Below are 16624 nucleotides of genomic sequence, written 5' to 3'. Positions count from 1 at the left end.
GCCGGTGAGCCGGCTTAAGGCTGTTGACTGTCGATCCAGCGCTCAGCAGCGGCCATAGCTTCGCCCAGTGCCGCTGGATAATCAGGCCATGGCCCTTCCAGTACAGCGGCAACTTCGCCCAAGCCGTCGATTGGAGCGGGCTCGATGATCTTGGCCGCCACAGGGGCGTCATCGTTCGGGCGTCGCCAGTCGAACTTGAGGAACATCGTGTGACCCCGATATGCGTGGGCAATCGGAACATCTATTTGGTGTGACACACGCCCTCCTGGCAAGTGAATGGGTTGATTCCCTGTTTTACACCCATCAAAGCAACTCAGATATCTAGGCAAAACGCCATTACTCCATCCCCCTGCATGCCTGCCGGTGAGCATCAAGGCTGTTTCTTGCTCTTCGCCAACCCACAAACCATCAAAACCAAACCGGTAATCCACAGGGCTGGCGCAGTGATCGCAATGCCGCAGATTACCAACGGGATCCCAGTTAAAAACAAAGGGTTTCTAAACGCCTTATCCATTTCGCGCCACCTATAAGAATTTTTCTCATTAAAGCACAAGTGCCTGCCGCAAAGCGGTGGGCCACTTTCTGCCGCCCAGCGCGGCAAGGACACCACTATGGAAATTCAAAGCGAAACCCTTGCCGAGGAAGAGATCGCGGCAATCACCGGTTACATGATCCCGTCAGGCCAGATCGCCTGGCTCAATCGAAACGGCTGGAAGTATGTGCTGACCCGCGCGCGCCGACCTGTAGTAGGCCGCGTCTACGCCCGCATGAAACTGGCAGGCGTAAAACCATCAGCAGAGAATGTCGCGGCCGAAGCCTGGTCACTGGATCTGTCAAAAGTAGGATAAATCGATGCGAGCAAAAAAGGCGGCGAACAGGGACCTGCCGCCGCGAATGATTCGGCGCGTGCGCACGCTGAAAGGCGGTAAAGAGTGGGTTGGGTACTACTACGACGGGAGGAATGAAGACGGGAAGCGGGTAGAGATCCCGCTCGGGGGTGACTTGGACATCGCCAAGGCTGAATGGGCAAAGCTTGATTGCAAGCCGGTACCGAAGAAGAACGCTCTGCTGGGCCAAGTGTTTGACCGGTACGAACGGGAGATCATCCCGGGCAAGGCGCCCAAAACGCAAAGCGATAACCGACTGAGCCTGAAACAGCTGCGCAATGTGTTCAGTGACGCGCCTATCGATGCGGTTACGCCGCAGATTATTGCGCAGTACCGCGACAGTCGCACCGCCAAGGTTCGAGCCAACCGGGAGATCTCCCTGTTGTCACACATCTACAACATCGCACGCGAGTGGGGACTGACTGAGGCCAACCCCGCCGCCGGTGTGCGCAAGAACAAAGAGGCGCCGCGCGACTTCTACGCCAACGAGGAAATCTGGAGCGCCGTATACGCGGTGGCAGCCTCAGAGCTGCGCGATGCAATGGATCTGGCATACCTGACTGCCCAGCGCCCGGCTGACACGCTGTCAATGCGGGAGGCCGACGTGGTTAACGAGTTCCTGCAGGTATCCCAAGGCAAGACGTCCAAGAAGCTGCGGATCCGCCTGACGGCCGCCGGTGCGCTGAATGATTTGGGCATGCTGGTTGAGCGCCTGATTGCGCAGAGACGCGCGCGAGGGGTTCGAAACCCTTATCTGATCGTCACGGAGGACGGGAGGCAAGTGACCAAGCACATGCTGCGACTGCGTTTTGACGATGCGCGCGACAAGGCAATCGTCATCGCCAGGGGCGCAGGCGATGGGGTGTTGGCCGCGAGTATTCGGCAGTTCCAGTTCCGTGACATCCGCCCGAAAGCGGCCAGCGAAATCCTGGACCTGGGTGATGCCAGCCGACTGCTGGGGCACACCGACAAACGCATAACCGAGACGGTTTACAGGCGTGTCGGGGAGATCGTGAAACCGACCCGCTGACATCGAGTTGCGGAAACTGCCTGAAATGATGCGGAAACGATTAGGTGTTTAACTGAAAGCATCGTCAAACCCCAGAAACACAAAAGCCCCGCTAGTGCGGGGCTTTCGTTTGAATCTTGGCGGGAAACCAGGGATTCGAACCCTGGAGACGCTATTAACGTCCGCCGGTTTTCAAGACCGGTGCATTCAACCACTCTGCCAATTTCCCTTGTGCATCACAGGATTATAGTAGCCCATCCCGTCTCAGCGGGCGCCATAATACCCGAATGAAACACACTGTCAAACTCTTGCCATCGCTTGTTACAGAGCGTCTGTTATGATCTTTGCGACTGAACGTTTCAAAACCGAAGGAGTGTCGCCATGCGCGAACAGAATTACGCAGTGAATGGTAACGCGCAGGCTGAGCAGCTTGAAGTCAGCCGCGTGTTGCGCAACACCTATGGCTTGCTCGCCCTTACCCTCGCATTCAGCGGCGTGATGGCGTTCGTGGCCCAGCAGATGCGTGTCGGCTACCCGAATATCTTTGTCGTGCTGATCGGCTTCTATGGCCTGTTCTTCCTGACCAACAAGCTGCGTGACTCGGCCTGGGGCCTGGTGTCGGCGTTTGCCTTGACCGGTTTCATGGGCTTTATCCTCGGCCCGATCCTCAACCGCTACCTCGGCATGGCCGGCGGCGCGGAAGTGGTCAGCTCGGCGTTTGCCATGACCGCACTGGTGTTTGGTGGTCTGTCGGCCTACGTGCTGATCACCCGCAAGGACATGAGCTTCCTGGGTGGTTTCATCACCGCTGGTTTCTTCGTGTTGCTGGCGGCTGTGGTTGCGAGCATGTTCTTCCAGATCAGCGGCCTGCAGTTGGCGATCAGCGCAGGTTTTGTGCTGTTCTCCTCAGTGTGCATCCTGTTCCAGACCAGCGCGATCATCCACGGTGGTGAACGTAACTACATCATGGCGACCATCAGCCTGTATGTGTCGATCTACAACTTGTTCATCAGCTTGTTGCAGATCTTCGGCATCATGAGCCGCGACGACTGATTGTCAGCGCAATAAGAAATGCCCCGCATCGAAAGATGCGGGGCATTTTTGTTTGAAGGGGCTTAATACTGGTTGGGCTCCATTTCCAGATCGACCTTGAAACGCTCTGCAATGTCGCGCTGGATACGCTGGGCCAAGCTCGCAATATCGTGCCCTGTGGCATCGCCATAGTTGACCAACACCAGCGCCTGCAACTTGTGCACGCCGGCATCGCCGTCACGGAAGCCCTTCCAGCCTGCCTTGTCGATCAGCCAGCCGGCGGCAAGCTTCATCTGCCCATCGGCCTGCGGGTACGCCACCAGGTCCGGATAGCGCGCCTGCAGCTCAGCCGCCAGCACCTGGGACACCAGCGGGTTCTTGAAGAAGCTGCCCGCATTGCCCAGCTCGGCCGGATCTGGCAGTTTTTCCCGGCGGATACTGCAGATCGCGCGGCTGACGTCACTCGGTGTTGCCTCGTTGATCCCCTGCCCCGCCAGGCGCTGCTGCACCGGACCGTAGTCGAGTTTCAGGCGGCTGGCGCGGCTCAGGGCAAAGCGCACCCGCAAGATCAGCCAGCGCGCGGTCTCGTGTTTGAACAGACTGTCGCGGTAGGCAAAGTTGCATTCTTCCAGGCTGAAATCGCGCAACTCGCCGGTGTGACGATCCAGGGCGGTCAGGCCGGCGAATACATCCTTGATCTCGACACCGTAGGCGCCGATGTTCTGCATGGGCGCGGCGCCAACGGTGCCGGGGATGAGGCTGAGGTTTTCCAAGCCGCAGAAGCCTTGTTCCAGGGTCCATAACACGAACGGATGCCAGGTTTCGCCGGCTTCGGCCTCGACCACCACCTGCGTGCCGTCGTCGTGCAACACACGGATGCCCTGGCTGGCCATGCGCAGCACCAGCGCCGGAATGTCCTGGGTCAACAGCAAGTTGCTACCGCCGCCGATCACCAGCAGAGGCACTGCGTGTGCGGCCGAATAGGCCAAGGCCTCACGGACATCATCGTCGCTGCGGGCCTCGGCGAACAGCTGGGCACGCACGTCAATGCCAAAGCTGTTGAATGGCTTGAGCGACACCTGCGCAAGCACCTGCAAGGTCATAACCGCCCCTTCAATTCGATCACCAATAAATCACAGGCACGTTCAATCAGGTCCAGGACCCGTTCAAAGCCTTGTTCGCCTTCGTAATACGGGTCCGGCACTTCGTCCACTTCGGCGTCGTAACGGCGCAGGAAAAGGTCCAGCTCCGCCTTGCCCTGGCCCGGCTGCAGGGCCTTGAGGTTGCGCAGGTTGCTGTGATCCATCGCCAGGATCAGGTCATAGCGCGCAAAGTCGGCGCGAGAGACCTGCTGGGCACGCTGGGCCGACAGATCGTAGCCGCGCACCAACGCCGCACGCTGGCTGCGCTGGTCCGGCGGGTTGCCGACATGCCATTCACCCGTACCAGCGGACGCGACCTCGACCTGCCCCGCCAGCCCCGCTTCGCGCAATTTATGGCGCAGCACGCCTTCTGCGGTGGGCGAGCGGCAGATGTTGCCCAGGCAGACAAACAGAACCTCCATCAGGCCCCCAGCAGGCGACGGACGCGCTCAAGGTCTTCCGGGGTGTCGACACCGGCCGGCGGTGCTTCCAGCGCATCGCCCACATGGATGCGCACGCCATGCCACAGGGCCCGCAGTTGCTCCAGGGACTCGGTGTTTTCCAGCCAGCATGGGCCCCAGCTGACGAAGTCATGCAGGAAACCGGCGCGGTAGGCGTAAATGCCGATATGGCGACGGTAAGGCACGCCCTCCGGCAACACGTCAGGCTGCTTGGCGAAGGCGTCGCGCGCCCAAGGCAAGGTCGAACGGCTGAACGTCAGCGCCAGGCCGTTGATGTCACTGACTACCTTTACCACGTTCGGGTTGAACAGGGTCTCGATGTCTTCAATCGGCTCGGCCAGAGTCGCCATGCGTGCTTCGCCATGGGCGGCCAGGTTGGCGGCCACCTGGTCGATCACACTGGGCGGGATCAGGGGTTCGTCGCCTTGCACGTTGACCACGATGGCGTCCGGTGCCAGGCCGAGCTGGGTGGCGACTTCGGCCAGGCGATCGGTGCCGGAGTTATGGTCTTCGCGGGTCAGCACCGCCTCGGCACCGAAGCCCTTGCAGGCTTCGACGATGCGCGGGTCGTCGGTGGCCACTACCACGCGCTCGGCGCTGCTCTTGCAGGCCTGTTCCCACACCAGCTGGATCATCGGCTTGCTGCCGATCAGTTGCAGCGGCTTGCCCGGCAGGCGGGTCGAGGCGTAGCGGGAAGGAATGACAACGGTAAAGGCGGTGGTCATTTATCCAGGCGCTCATCGGTGGTCAGGGTGCGAGCTTCGCTTTCCAGCATCACCGGGATGCCATCACGGATCGGGTAAGCCAGGCCGGCGCCTTTGCTGATCAGCTCGGTTTTGTCGGCGCTGAGCTTGAGCGGGCCTTTGCAGATCGGGCAAGCGAGGATATCGAGCAATTTGGTGTCCATGAGTGTTTCCTGGAAAGCAGCGGTTTAAGGCAAAAGGCGGGCAGGCAGCAGACGCATCAACTGCGTGTCGAACCAGGCGACGAACGCCGGCGACGGCAGTGCATCCACCGCAAGGTACCACCAGTCGGGCTGGGCAAAGGCGCGGCACTTCACCGCGTCCTTCTCGGTCATGACCAGCGGCAATGACGGCGTAAAATTCAGGACTTCGGCGCTGTAAGTCGCGTGGTCGGCAAACCCATGGGGTATCGGCTGCCAGTGTAGCGTTTCAAGGGTATTGAAGAAACGTTGCGGGTTGCCGATGCCGGCAACCGCATGCACCTGCTGGCCTGCTGGAAAATGATCCACCGGCTGCCGCTCGCCGGTCAGCAGGTTGACCAGTGCGGTGGGCTGCAAGCGAAAGGCAAAACCATCGTCTCGATCACTGGCGGCGCCGTTGTACAACAGCGCATCGACGCTCTGCAGACGCTCCACCGGCTCACGCAACGGTCCCGCCGGCAGGCAACGGCGGTTGCCCAGGCCGCGGGCAGCGTCGATCAGCACCAGTTCAAGGTCTCGGGCCAGGCGGTAGTGCTGGAGACCGTCGTCGGAGAGGATCAGGTCCAGGGTTTCGCTGGCCAGCAGCGCCTGGACCGCACGGCTGCGATCGGGGTCAATCATCAACGGCACGCCGCAGCGCTGCACGATCAACAAGGGCTCATCACCCGCCACTTCGGCGCTCTGGCTGGCTGCGACCCGCCATGGCAACTGCGGCGGCTTGGCGCCATACCCCCGACTGACCACACCTACGCGCAAGCCGCTGCGTCGGCAGTGTTCGATCAGCCACAGGATCAACGGCGTCTTGCCGGTGCCACCCACGGTGATATTACCGACCACCACCACCGGCACCGGCGATTGATAGATCTCGCCGTCACCCGCCAGGAAGCGTGCACGCTTGCGCTGCACCACCCGGCGATACAAGGACTCCAGCGGCCGCAACAGCGCAAGCGCCGGATGGCCCTCGTACCAGGCCTTGAGCAAACGATCAGACAGGGCCATCAGGGTTGGCCCGCCGCCTCGACGGTGGTCATGCGCAAATGGCTGAAACCGAGCTTGCCGGCGGCGTCCATTGCGGTGATCACGGCCTGGTGCTGGGTCTTGCCATCGGCACTGATCGACAGCGGCAGCTTAGTGTCGCCGCCGGACTCTTTCTGCAAGGCATCCATCAGGCTGGCCAGGTCGTTTTTCTCGAGCAACTGGTTATTCACCGAAAACACCCCGTCGGCGCTGATGGCGATGTCCAATTGCTTGACTTGCTGGTCCTCGGCCGGCGAACCGCTCACGGCCTCCGGCAGGTCGACGCGCAGTTCGGTCTGCCGGGTGAAGGTGGTGGTGACGACAAAAAACAGCAGCAGGATAAACACCACATCAATCAGCGACGCGAGGTTGATATCGACGTTTTCCCGTTGCTTGCGGCGAAATTTCACGCTTTGCCCCCAACCAGGTCCACGTCACGGTCGCCCTGCACCACTTCCACCAGTTTGATGGCTTCCTGCTCCATGCCCACCACAAGCTCATCGATGCGGCGTTGCAGGAAGCGGTGGAAGAACACCGAGGGAATACCCACCATCAGGCCTGCGGCCGTGGTGATCAGCGCCTTGGAGATACCACCGGCCAGTACGGCCGCGTTGGTGGTCATGCCGGAGCCCATGAACGAGCTGAAGATATCGATCATGCCCAACACCGTACCGAGCAAGCCGAGCAACGGCGCCATGGCGGCGATGGTGCCGAGGGCGTTGATGTAGCGTTCCAGTTCATGGATGACGCGGGCGGCGGCTTCCTCGATGCACTCTTTCATGATCTCGCGACCGTGCTTGGAGTTGGCCAGCCCGGCGGCGAGGATCTCACCCAACGGGGAATTGGCGCGCAGCTCCTTGAGTTTTTCCTTATCGAGCTGCTTGTTCTTGATCCAGGACCAGACCTGCCCCAGCAAATGCTCGGGGGTCACGCGGCTGGCGCGAAGGGTCCACAGGCGTTCGGCGACGATGCCGAGTGCGGCGATAGAACTCATGATGATCGGCAACATCATCCAGCCGCCGGATTTGACCAATTCCCACACAGTGAATGTCCCCTCGAAAAAGTGCGCCACTTTACCATATAGGTGCGTCGACCACAGACCCCATCGGCCCTGGCTAGGGTAACCGCTCGCGCCAGAACCGGCGTTGACTGCGCGCAACTACCGGGGGCGTAAAAGCACCCAACTGCAGACGTACGGCGCCCTGCTCGGCGCTGTCATATACCTGGCTGCCCAACCGCTGGTAGCGTTCCATCACCTGTGGATGGGGATGGCCGAACGCATTGTTGCGCCCTCGCGAGATCAGCACGGATCGCGGAGCAAGCCGTTCCACAAAGGGCCAGGACGAAGAACTGCGACTGCCATGGTGCGGCGCTTGCAGCCAATCGGTGGGCACCGCCAGCGGTGACGCAAGCATGGCCTGTTCCGCCGCACGGTCAATATCACCGGTCAGCAGCAGGCGCTCGCCATTCGCCTGCACCTGCAAGACGCAGGACTTCGCGTTGCCACTTATGGCGTCCGGCCACTGCCAGAGTTCGAAGGTCACACCGTCCCAAGTCCAGCGCTCGCCACTGAAGCAGGGTTGAGTGCCGAGCGATGGCGGCAAACCGTCGGTTTCTCCGCCCACCACACGCTTGATCGGCATGCCATTGGCAATCGCCGCTGCACCCCCGGCGTGATCGGCATCGGCGTGGCTGAGCAGCAGCATATCCAGCTCTGCTACCCCGAGTTTTCGCAAAGACGGCAGTACCACGCGCGCACCCAAGTCGAAAGTGCCGGAGCGCGGGCCGGCGTCATAGAGCAACGTGTGATGACGGGTGCGCAAAATCAACGATTGCCCCTGGCCGACATCAAGCTGCGTAACCTCCACCTGTCCGTCGGGCACCAGCGCTCGTGGGGGAAACACCGCCAGCAGAAACATCGGCCAACCCAGCACACGAAACGGCACGCCCTTGGGCAGCAGGAGCAGCACTGCCCCCAGCAGACTTACCAACCAAGACCCCAGCGGTACATCGGCCGGAATCCAGGCCGGCATCTGTCCGGCGAGCCACGCCAAGCCGTTGAACAAGGCACCCAGTGCCCCGCCCGCCAGCCAAAGCAGACCTTCCCCTACAAACGGCAACGCCAGCAATGCAGTGCCCAACAAGGCCAGCGGCAACACCACCAGGCTGATCCATGGCACCGCCACCAGGTTAGCGAACGGCGCACTCAGGCTAATGGGCAACCCTAACACCAGCAAGGCCGGAAACAACCCGATGGCAATCAACCACTGCGGCCGAGTCCACACCTGCCACACGCTCCAGGGTCCCAGACGGCCACCAAACGCCAGGATCAGCACCGCCACCGCCGCAAAGGACAGCCAGAACCCCGGTTGCAAGCTGGCCAACGGCTCCAGGACCAACACCCCATTGAGCGCCAGCAACAAAGGCCACCACAGCCCCAGGTGACGCAAGCGCAATCGCCACAACAACACGAGCCCAACCATCACGCAGGCGCGCTGCACCGGCACGCCAAACCCAGCCAGCAAGCCGTAACCCAGTGCCGTAGTGAACGCCAGCCCACAAGCCCAGGGCAGCCATGGCCAGGTTCGAGGCCAGCATCCATAGCGCGCCAAGCCAGCGATCAAACCGTAAATCAACCCCGCCAGCAGGCCGATATGCTGGCCGGAGATGACCAGCAAATGCACAGTCCCTGTGTCCTGCAGCACCTGCCAGTCAGCAGAAGCCAATCCAGAGCCATCGCCCAACACCAGGGCAATCAGGCCAGCCTCCCGGCCTTGGGCGTCCACCGCAAGCAAGCGCTGACGCACACTGTCGCGCCAGGCGTTGGCAGCCGGTGCCAGGCGCTCTCCATCCTTTACCGTGCCCGTGGCGCCAATGCGCTGGGCGAGCAGCCAAGCCTCCTGATCAAAGCCGTGGAAGTTCAGCAACCCGGCGGGTCGCTTGAGGGTGACGGCCAGGCGCCAACGTTCACCGCTGCGCACGGGCGGCCCGCCACGCCAGGACACCCGGATGCGCGTGGGCAACCGGGCATTACGCGACCGACTGTCGGTCAGTACAAAGCGCACGCCCTCGTCCGTCTGTTGCGGCAACCCGCTGACCCGCCCTTCCACCCAGCGCGTCTGACCGTCCAGCACTGGCTTGAGGCGATCATCCAGCGCCGACTGCGCGCTCATGCACGCCCAACTCAGCCCCAACAGGAAAAAAGCCAAGGGATACGTGCGAAACGGCAACAGCATCAAGGCCAGCACCAGCAAGGCGAACAGCCAACCGGTGGTCGGCAATGCCGGTAAAAAGCGCAAGGCCAGCAACCCCAGCGCAAACGCGCACATCCCTGTCCTCATGAATCATCCTTTTCAAGTGATCCACTCAGTCTTAGCCGGATACCCAGCACGGCCTTTGATGTTTTGTCACAAAGTCTGAATTTTCTGTTTATAGAATGCGGGCATACTTGCCCCTCGAACTGACCTGGACCCCTTATGCCCCGGCGCTTATTCAAACGATACATGCCTGACCCCAGCAGTATCAGGGAACACAAGTCATTACAGTTTCTTGGCACCTTGCTGCATGACCCGAACCTCTGGCACCTGAACCGGCACTCGGTCGCGCGCGCAATGGCTGTGGGTTTGTTCGCGGCTTTTATTCCGATTCCGTTACAGATGCTGCTGGCTGCCTTCCTGGCGATCACCGTGCGCGGCAATATGCCCATCGCGGTCAGCCTGGTATGGCTGACCAACCCGATCACCATGCCGGTGGTGTTCATCTGCACCTACATGACCGGCGCCTGGTTGATGAATGTGCCCCCGCGTAGCTTGCCGGATGACCTGACCTGGGAATGGATCAGCGGCCAATTGAGCACGTTATGGCAGCCGTTCCTGCTGGGTTCAGTGGTGTTGGGGCTGGTGCTAGGTGCGCTCGCGTATTGCCTGACCATGGGCTACTGGCGCTGGTGGGTGGCCCATCAATGGAAAAAACGCAAACAGCGTCGCGCCTAACACGCCCGCAGACGCAGATGCACCCGCAGCCCTTTTCCGGTGTTTTGCGCCCACAAGCTGCCGTCCTGGCGCTGCACGGCGTTGCGCGCGATGCTCAAGCCCAGGCCGAAGCCACCATCGCCGGGGCGTGATCCGTCCAGGCGCGTGAACGGTGCGAAGATCCGTTCCAGGTCCCCGTCATCGATCCCGCCGCCCTCGTCCTCCAGCCATACATGCCAATAGTCACCTTCGCGACGCCCATCCAGGCTGACCACACCGCCCACGGGTGAATGGCGAATGGCATTGCGCAGAATGTTTTCCAGGGCCTGGGCCAACGCATTCAGGTTGCCGCGCACCCAGCATTCCGGGCCGAGCAGACACGGCAGGCGCGACGCGGGCCAATCGCTTTCGAAGCATGCGTTTTCGCGCAACATATCCCACAGCGCCTGAAGCTGGATATCTTCCTGGGGCAGCGGCGCCCGCTCGGTGTCCAACCACGCCAGTTGCAGGCTGTCTTCCACCAGGCGCTGCATCGCATCGATCTCACGGCCAAGCCGCTCGCGCAGTTGCGTGAGGTCCTGCTCACTGTCACACGCCACGCGCAGGCGGCTCAGCGGCGTGCGCAGCTCATGGGACATGTCCCGCAGCAGTTGCTGCTGCAATACCACGGTGCCCTGCAAGCGCTCGGACATGTGGTCGAACGCGCGGCCCAGCTCACCCAATTCATCCTGACGACTGGTCGCGTCGTGGGACAGCCGCGTGTTCAACTGGTCAGCACGCCAGGCGTTGGCCTGCTCACGCAGTTGATTGAGGGGCATGATCAGCAGCCGATACAGGCCGACGCACAGCAACAGGGTAAACAGGCCGGGGATCACGCCATTGGTCACCACCCGCCAGAACAGTTGGTAGCGCCCCGGCATGAAGCGCTGCGGCAACTCGATCACCAGCGAGCCTGCGTTGGGGTCGACCGGAAACGGGATTTTCAGCCACGGCAGACCTTTGGCATGCCGGCTCACCGGCCAGTCCAGGCCACGCAGAAAGGTCAGGCGCTGGCTTTCCTTGTCGGTCAGCGGGTAGCTGCTCAGCGATTGCAAGTCATTGCCGATCACGCCGATCCAGGTGGTTTCGCGCTCGCCCATCTCCTGCAGCCACGCATCGACGCCAGCATTGCCGTCTCGGTTCCAGGCCTGCTCCGCTCGCAACGCGTAACCACTCAAGGTGATCCGCGCTTCATCGGACAGGTAGGCGTTCTTCTGCTCCATGTAGCGCCCCCACGACCAACTGAGCCAGATCATCAGCAAACAGAAGGCGATCAACAGGCAGGCCAGCTTCCAGAATAACGAGTGCTTGCCCGGCAGGCCTTTAAAGGGCCGTTTAAAGGCTGTCATCAGCACTGCTCAGCACATAGCCCTTGCCCCACACCGTGCGCACTTCGCGCTCGGTGTAGCCGATGGCCTTGAGCTTGCGACGGATCTGGCTGATATGCATGTCGAGGCTGCGGTCATGGGGCGCATAACCACGTTGCAGCACCTGCTGGTAAAGGAAGGGTTTGCTGAGGACTTCCTCAGCGTTGCGATGCAAAGTTTCCAGCAGGCGATATTCACTGCGGGTCAGGCCAGCCCGATGTTCCAGGTGGCAGACATCGCACAGTTCATCGTCGAAGCGCAGGGTGCGGGTATCGTCACGTGCGGGTGCCAGGCTCGGTAATGGGCATCTGTCCAAGGCGACACGGCGCAGGATGGCCTCGATGCGCACGCGCAGCTCGATCATGCTGAACGGCTTGGGCAGGTAGTCATCGGCGCCCAGGCGAAAACCGCTGATGCGATCGGCCTCAGCCCCCAGTGCCGACATCAGGATTACCGGGATCGAATGGCTCTGGCGCAGATGGGTCAGGATCGACAACCCGTCCAGCCCTGGCAGCAGAATGTCCATCAACACCACGTCGAACACCTGGTCGCGCGCCATCTGCAGGCCTTGCTGGCCGTTCTGGCACCAGGTGACATGGAAACCACAGCGCCCCAGGTGCTCATGGACATAAGCGCCCAGCACGGGGTCATCTTCGATGGTCAGGATACTGGGTAGGCCAATTGCTACGGGATTCATTAGTATCTGCAAGTCATTCTCAATGACTGATTATTCAAGATAACCCCGCCGCAGGCAATCGCCACTGGCCGCCAAATGCCTTCAAGATTGCCGTATGTCATTAATTTGCAAGATTCCTCGCCGCGCAAATGGCTACACTGCGCAGGTGGCGCGGGCCGGATGCCCGCGCAATTCCGTAGATATCAATGTGGTAGCAGGAGAGTGGCGTGCTGACAAGAATGGGGATAAAAGGCCGCGTACTGTTGCTGACCTTATTACCGACCAGCCTGATGGCCTCGTTGCTGGGCGGCTATTTCACCTGGATGCAGCTCTCGGAACTGCAGACCCAATTGCTGCAACGCGGCGAAATGATCGCCGAACAGTTGGCGCCCCTGGTCGCGCCCGCCCTCAGTGCGCGCAACACCGATTTGCTCGAGCGCATCGCCACCCAATCCCTGGAACAGCCGGACGTGCGTGCCGTGTCCTTCCTCAGCCCGGATCGCGCGCCCCTCGCCCACGCCGGCCCGACCATGCTCAACCAGCCGCCGGTCGGCAACAGCTCGCATTTATTGCAGCGCACCGGCAATGACGCCACCCGCTATTTGCTGCCGGTGTTTGGCCGTCACCGCAACCTCGCCGGCGAGCTGATCCCGGATGAAGCCGACCGCCTGCTGGGTTGGGTCGAGGTGGAACTGTCCCACAACGGCATGTTGCTGCGTGGCTACCGTAGCCTGTTCGCCAGCTTGTTGCTGATCGCCATCGGCCTGATCTGCACCGCGGCGCTGGCACTGCGCATCAGCCGCACCATCAACTCGCCCATCGGCCAGATCAAGCAAGCCGTGGCCCAACTCAAGGACGGCAACCTGGAAACCCGTTTGCCGCCCTTGGGCAGCCAGGAACTGGACCAACTCGCCTCGGGCATCAACCGCATGGCCGAGACCTTGCAGAACGCCCAGGAAGAACTGCAACACAGCATCGACCAAGCCACCGAAGACGTGCGCCAGAACCTGGAAACCATCGAGATCCAGAACATCGAGCTGGACCTGGCGCGCAAGGAGGCCCTGGAGGCCAGCCGCATCAAGTCGGAGTTCCTGGCCAACATGAGCCATGAAATCCGCACCCCGCTCAATGGCATTCTCGGCTTTACCCACTTGCTGCAAAAAAGCGAGCTGACCCCGCGCCAGCTCGACTACTTGGGCACCATCGAAAAGTCCGCCGACAACCTGCTGGGCATCATCAACGAGATCCTCGACTTCTCGAAAATCGAGGCCGGCAAACTGGTGCTCGACAGCATCCCGTTCAACCTGCGCGACTTGCTGCAAGACACCCTGACCATCCTCGCCCCCGCCGCCCATGCCAAACAGCTGGAACTGGTGAGCCTGGTGTACCGCGACACGCCGCTGGCGCTGGTGGGTGATCCGCTGCGCCTCAAGCAGATCCTTACCAACCTGATCAGCAACGCGATCAAGTTCACCCGCGAAGGCACCATTGTCGCCCGGGCGATGATCGAGGACGAGCAGGAAGACAGCGTGCAATTGCGCATCAGCGTGCAGGATACCGGCATCGGCCTGTCCAGCCAGGACGTGCGCGCGCTGTTCCAGGCCTTCAGCCAGGCCGACAACTCGCTGTCGCGCCAACCCGGCGGCACGGGGTTGGGGCTGGTGATTTCCAAGCGCCTGATCGAACAGATGGGCGGTGAAATCGGCGTCGACAGCACGCCAGGCGAAGGCTCGGAATTCTGGATCAGCCTGAACCTGCCCAAGACCCGTGACGATGTCGAAGACCTGCCTTCCGCGCCGCTGCTGGGCCATCGCGTGGCGGTGCTGGAAAACCACGAACTGGCACGCCAGGCGCTGCAGCATCAACTGGAAGACTGCGGCCTGGAAGTCACGCCGTTCAATAGCCTGGAAAGTCTGACCAACGGCATCACCAGCGCCCATCAGACTGAGCAGGCCATTGACCTTGCGGTGCTCGGCGTGACCGCCAATGACATCCCGCCCGAGCGCCTCAACCAGCACCTGTGGGACCTCGAACATTTGGGCTGCAAAGTGCTGGTGCTGTGCCCGACCACCGAGCAGATGCTGTTCAACCAATCCGTGCCCAATCCCAACAGCCAGTTGCAGGCCAAACCGGCGTGCACGCGCAAGCTGCGGCGCGCGCTTTCCGACCTGATCAGCCCGCGCCCATCGCGCAGCGAACCGGGCGAGCCGTTGTCCAGCCGTGCGCCGCGTGTGCTGTGCGTGGACGACAACCCGGCGAACTTGCTACTGGTACAGACCCTGCTGGAAGACATGGGCGCACGGGTGCGCGCCGTGGAAAGCGGGTATGCCGCCATCGACGCGGTAAAACAGGACACCTTCGACCTCGTGCTGATGGACGTGCAAATGCCCGGCATGGACGGCCGCCAGAGCACCGAAGCGATCCGCCAGTGGGAAAGCGAGCGCAGCGGCACGCCATTGCCGGTGGTCGCCCTCACCGCCCACGCCATGGCCAACGAAAAACGCGCCTTGCTCCAAAGCGGCATGGACGATTACCTGACCAAACCCATCAGCGAGCGGCAACTGGCCCAGGTCGTGTTGAAGTGGACCGGCCTGGCGCTGCGCAATCAAGGGCCGGAACGTGCAACGGATGGCCTCGGCCCCGGCATACAAATGCCCGTGCTGGACCATGAAGAGGGCCTGCGCCTGGCCGCCGGCAAGGCTGATCTGGCGGCGGACATGCTCGCCATGTTGCTCGCCTCCCTGGAGGCCGACCGACTCGCCATCACCCTTGCCCGTGACGCCAACGACAACAACGCCCTGATCGAACGCGTGCACCGCCTGCACGGCGCCACCCGTTACTGCGGCGTACCGCAGTTGCGGGCTGCGTGCCACCGCGCCGAAACCCTGCTCAAGCAGGACGACGCCAAGGCCCAGCATGCGTTGGACGAACTGGACATGGCCATTGCCCGACTCGCCAGTGAAGCGCGGGTCAACGCCTGACTTTTTACAGGAACAGGATTTTGTGGTGAGCGAGCTTGCCTCGCGCGGGGCAAGCCCGCTCCCCACAAAAGACTGCTCATTCATTTGTAATTGCAGGGAGCTTTTCCATGCGCGTCATTCTTTTCAGCAGCCAGACCTACGACCGCGACAGTTTTCTCGGCGAACCCCTGCCGCCCGGCCTGGAACTGCAGTTCCAGCCCGCCCGCCTCAACCTCGACACCGTGGCCCTTGCCGAGCATCACGAAGTGGTCTGCGCCTTTATCAACGACGACCTCAGCGCCCCGGTCCTGGAGCACCTGGCCAAGGGCGGCACGCGGTTGATCGCGCTGCGCTCGGCGGGCTACAACCATGTGGACCTGGCGGCCGCCAAGCGCCTGGGCCTGACCATCGCGCGCGTGCCGGCGTATTCGCCCCATGCGGTGGCCGAGCATGCGGTCGCGCTGATCCTCGCCCTCAACCGTCGCCTGCACCGCGCTTATAACCGCACCCGCGACGGTGATTTCAGCCTGCACGGCCTCACCGGTTTCGACCTGGTGGGCAAAACCGTCGGCGTGGTCGGCACCGGGCAGATCGGTGCCACCTTCGCCAAGATCATGGCCGGCTTCGGTTGCCAGTTACTCGCCTACGACCCCTTCCCCAACCCGCAAGTGCAGGCCCTGGGCGCGCGCTACGTGAGCCTGCCCGAACTGCTGGACCAGGCGCAGATCATCAGCCTGCATTGCCCGCTGACCGCCGACAGCAAGCACTTGATCAACGCCCGTTCCCTGGCGCAGATGCAGCCAGGCGCGATGCTGATCAACACCGGTCGCGGCGGTCTGGTGGACACCCCGGCGCTGATCGAAGCGCTCAAGGACGGTCAGCTCGGCTACCTGGGGCTGGATGTGTATGAAGAAGAAGCCCAACTGTTCTTCGAAGACCGCTCCGACCTGCCCCTACAGGACGACGTCCTCGCGCGCCTGCTGACCTTCCCCAACGTGATCATCACCGCCCACCAGGCGTTTCTCACCCGCGAAGCCCTGGCGGCCATCGCCGGCACCACCTTGGCCAACATCGCGGCCTGGGCCGACGGCCAGGCGCAGAACCTTGTCGAAGGATGATC

The 16624-nt window shown here is 62.0% G+C and carries 17 protein-coding genes and 1 tRNA gene; 6 read left to right on the top strand and 12 right to left on the bottom strand.

Annotated features, from left to right (window positions below; translation table 11 throughout):
* Positions 1–14: 14 nt before the first annotated feature.
* Positions 15–257: a hypothetical protein gene (locus tag WH299_RS15335; RefSeq protein ID WP_339550678.1), complete on the bottom strand. Its 243-nt coding sequence runs from the start codon at positions 255–257 to the stop codon at positions 15–17.
* Between the two features lie 354 nt (positions 258–611).
* Between WH299_RS15335 and WH299_RS15330 the strand changes: the two genes are divergently transcribed.
* Positions 612–848 (top strand): DUF4224 domain-containing protein, encoded by a 237-nt coding sequence (locus WH299_RS15330; RefSeq protein ID WP_068936822.1) that lies wholly within the window; start codon positions 612–614, stop codon positions 846–848.
* Positions 849–852: 4 nt separating this feature from the next.
* Positions 853–1917: a tyrosine-type recombinase/integrase gene (locus WH299_RS15325; RefSeq protein ID WP_339550677.1), complete on the top strand. Its 1065-nt coding sequence runs from the start codon at positions 853–855 to the stop codon at positions 1915–1917.
* Positions 1918–2034: 117 nt separating this feature from the next.
* Here the strand turns inward: WH299_RS15325 and WH299_RS15320 are convergent.
* Positions 2035–2125, bottom strand: a tRNA-Ser gene (locus WH299_RS15320).
* Positions 2126–2277: 152 nt separating this feature from the next.
* On the opposite strand from WH299_RS15320, the gene WH299_RS15315 reads away from it, so the two are divergent.
* Positions 2278–2949, top strand: a complete 672-nt coding sequence (locus WH299_RS15315) for a Bax inhibitor-1/YccA family protein (RefSeq protein ID WP_016977342.1) — start codon at positions 2278–2280, stop codon at positions 2947–2949.
* Between the two features lie 62 nt (positions 2950–3011).
* Here the strand turns inward: WH299_RS15315 and murB are convergent, their stop codons facing one another.
* From murB to WH299_RS15275, 8 genes are all read right to left on the bottom strand, one after another.
* Positions 3012–4031, bottom strand: a complete 1020-nt coding sequence (gene murB, locus WH299_RS15310; RefSeq protein WP_339550675.1) for a UDP-N-acetylmuramate dehydrogenase — start codon at positions 4029–4031, stop codon at positions 3012–3014.
* Complete coding sequence (locus tag WH299_RS15305; RefSeq protein ID WP_010209653.1) at positions 4028–4492, bottom strand: low molecular weight protein-tyrosine-phosphatase; 465 nt, start codon at positions 4490–4492, stop codon at positions 4028–4030. The genes murB and WH299_RS15305 overlap by 4 nt, the downstream gene beginning before the upstream one ends.
* On the bottom strand, positions 4492–5256 hold the full coding sequence (gene kdsB / locus WH299_RS15300; RefSeq protein ID WP_126570890.1) for a 3-deoxy-manno-octulosonate cytidylyltransferase: 765 nt from the start codon (positions 5254–5256) through the stop codon (positions 4492–4494). Before kdsB ends, WH299_RS15305 begins: the two co-directional genes overlap by 1 nt.
* Positions 5253–5438: a Trm112 family protein gene (locus tag WH299_RS15295; protein WP_003174668.1), complete on the bottom strand. Its 186-nt coding sequence runs from the start codon at positions 5436–5438 to the stop codon at positions 5253–5255. The genes kdsB and WH299_RS15295 overlap by 4 nt, the downstream gene beginning before the upstream one ends.
* 24 nt (positions 5439–5462) lie before the next feature.
* Entirely contained in the window at positions 5463–6473 is a 1011-nt protein-coding gene (lpxK, locus tag WH299_RS15290; RefSeq protein ID WP_122728974.1) for a tetraacyldisaccharide 4'-kinase, read from the bottom strand.
* Positions 6473–6901 carry an ExbD/TolR family protein gene (locus WH299_RS15285; protein ID WP_010209650.1) on the bottom strand — a complete coding sequence of 143 codons (429 nt, stop codon included), beginning with the start codon at positions 6899–6901 and terminating at the stop codon, positions 6473–6475. The genes lpxK and WH299_RS15285 overlap by 1 nt, the downstream gene beginning before the upstream one ends.
* Positions 6898–7533, bottom strand: a complete 636-nt coding sequence (locus tag WH299_RS15280; protein WP_016978182.1) for a MotA/TolQ/ExbB proton channel family protein — start codon at positions 7531–7533, stop codon at positions 6898–6900. The genes WH299_RS15285 and WH299_RS15280 overlap by 4 nt, the downstream gene beginning before the upstream one ends.
* A gap of 73 nt (positions 7534–7606) precedes the next feature.
* On the bottom strand, positions 7607–9832 hold the full coding sequence (locus tag WH299_RS15275) for a DNA internalization-related competence protein ComEC/Rec2 (protein ID WP_339550674.1): 2226 nt from the start codon (positions 9830–9832) through the stop codon (positions 7607–7609).
* A 135-nt stretch (positions 9833–9967) separates the two neighbouring features.
* Between WH299_RS15275 and WH299_RS15270 the strand changes: the two genes are divergently transcribed.
* The gene (locus tag WH299_RS15270; protein WP_065881916.1) at positions 9968–10483 is read left to right on the top strand and encodes a DUF2062 domain-containing protein; all 516 of its coding nucleotides are present in this window, start codon (positions 9968–9970) and stop codon (positions 10481–10483) included.
* On the opposite strand, the gene WH299_RS15265 is transcribed toward WH299_RS15270, so the two are convergent.
* On the bottom strand, positions 10480–11850 hold the full coding sequence (locus WH299_RS15265; RefSeq protein WP_122683830.1) for a histidine kinase sensor domain-containing protein: 1371 nt from the start codon (positions 11848–11850) through the stop codon (positions 10480–10482). The two genes, WH299_RS15270 and WH299_RS15265, sit on opposite strands and share 4 nt — an antisense overlap.
* A complete protein-coding gene (locus WH299_RS15260) occupies positions 11837–12565 on the bottom strand; it encodes a response regulator transcription factor (protein ID WP_339550672.1) in 729 nt (242 codons plus the stop codon). The genes WH299_RS15265 and WH299_RS15260 overlap by 14 nt, the downstream gene beginning before the upstream one ends.
* Positions 12566–12771: 206 nt before the next feature.
* On the opposite strand from WH299_RS15260, the gene WH299_RS15255 reads away from it, so the two are divergent.
* Positions 12772–15525 (top strand): response regulator, encoded by a 2754-nt coding sequence (locus WH299_RS15255; protein WP_123475912.1) that lies wholly within the window; start codon positions 12772–12774, stop codon positions 15523–15525.
* A 107-nt stretch (positions 15526–15632) separates the two neighbouring features.
* Positions 15633–16622, top strand: a complete 990-nt coding sequence (locus tag WH299_RS15250; RefSeq protein ID WP_126570888.1) for a 2-hydroxyacid dehydrogenase — start codon at positions 15633–15635, stop codon at positions 16620–16622.
* Positions 16623–16624: the final 2 nt, after the last annotated feature.

Origin of the sequence: Pseudomonas sp. MYb541, from assembly GCF_037479595.1 — a bacterium.
GTDB lineage: Bacteria > Pseudomonadota > Gammaproteobacteria > Pseudomonadales > Pseudomonadaceae > Aquipseudomonas > Aquipseudomonas canadensis.
Note: the sequence above shows the minus strand (reverse complement) of the source record. Positions and strands in the feature narration are given on the sequence as shown.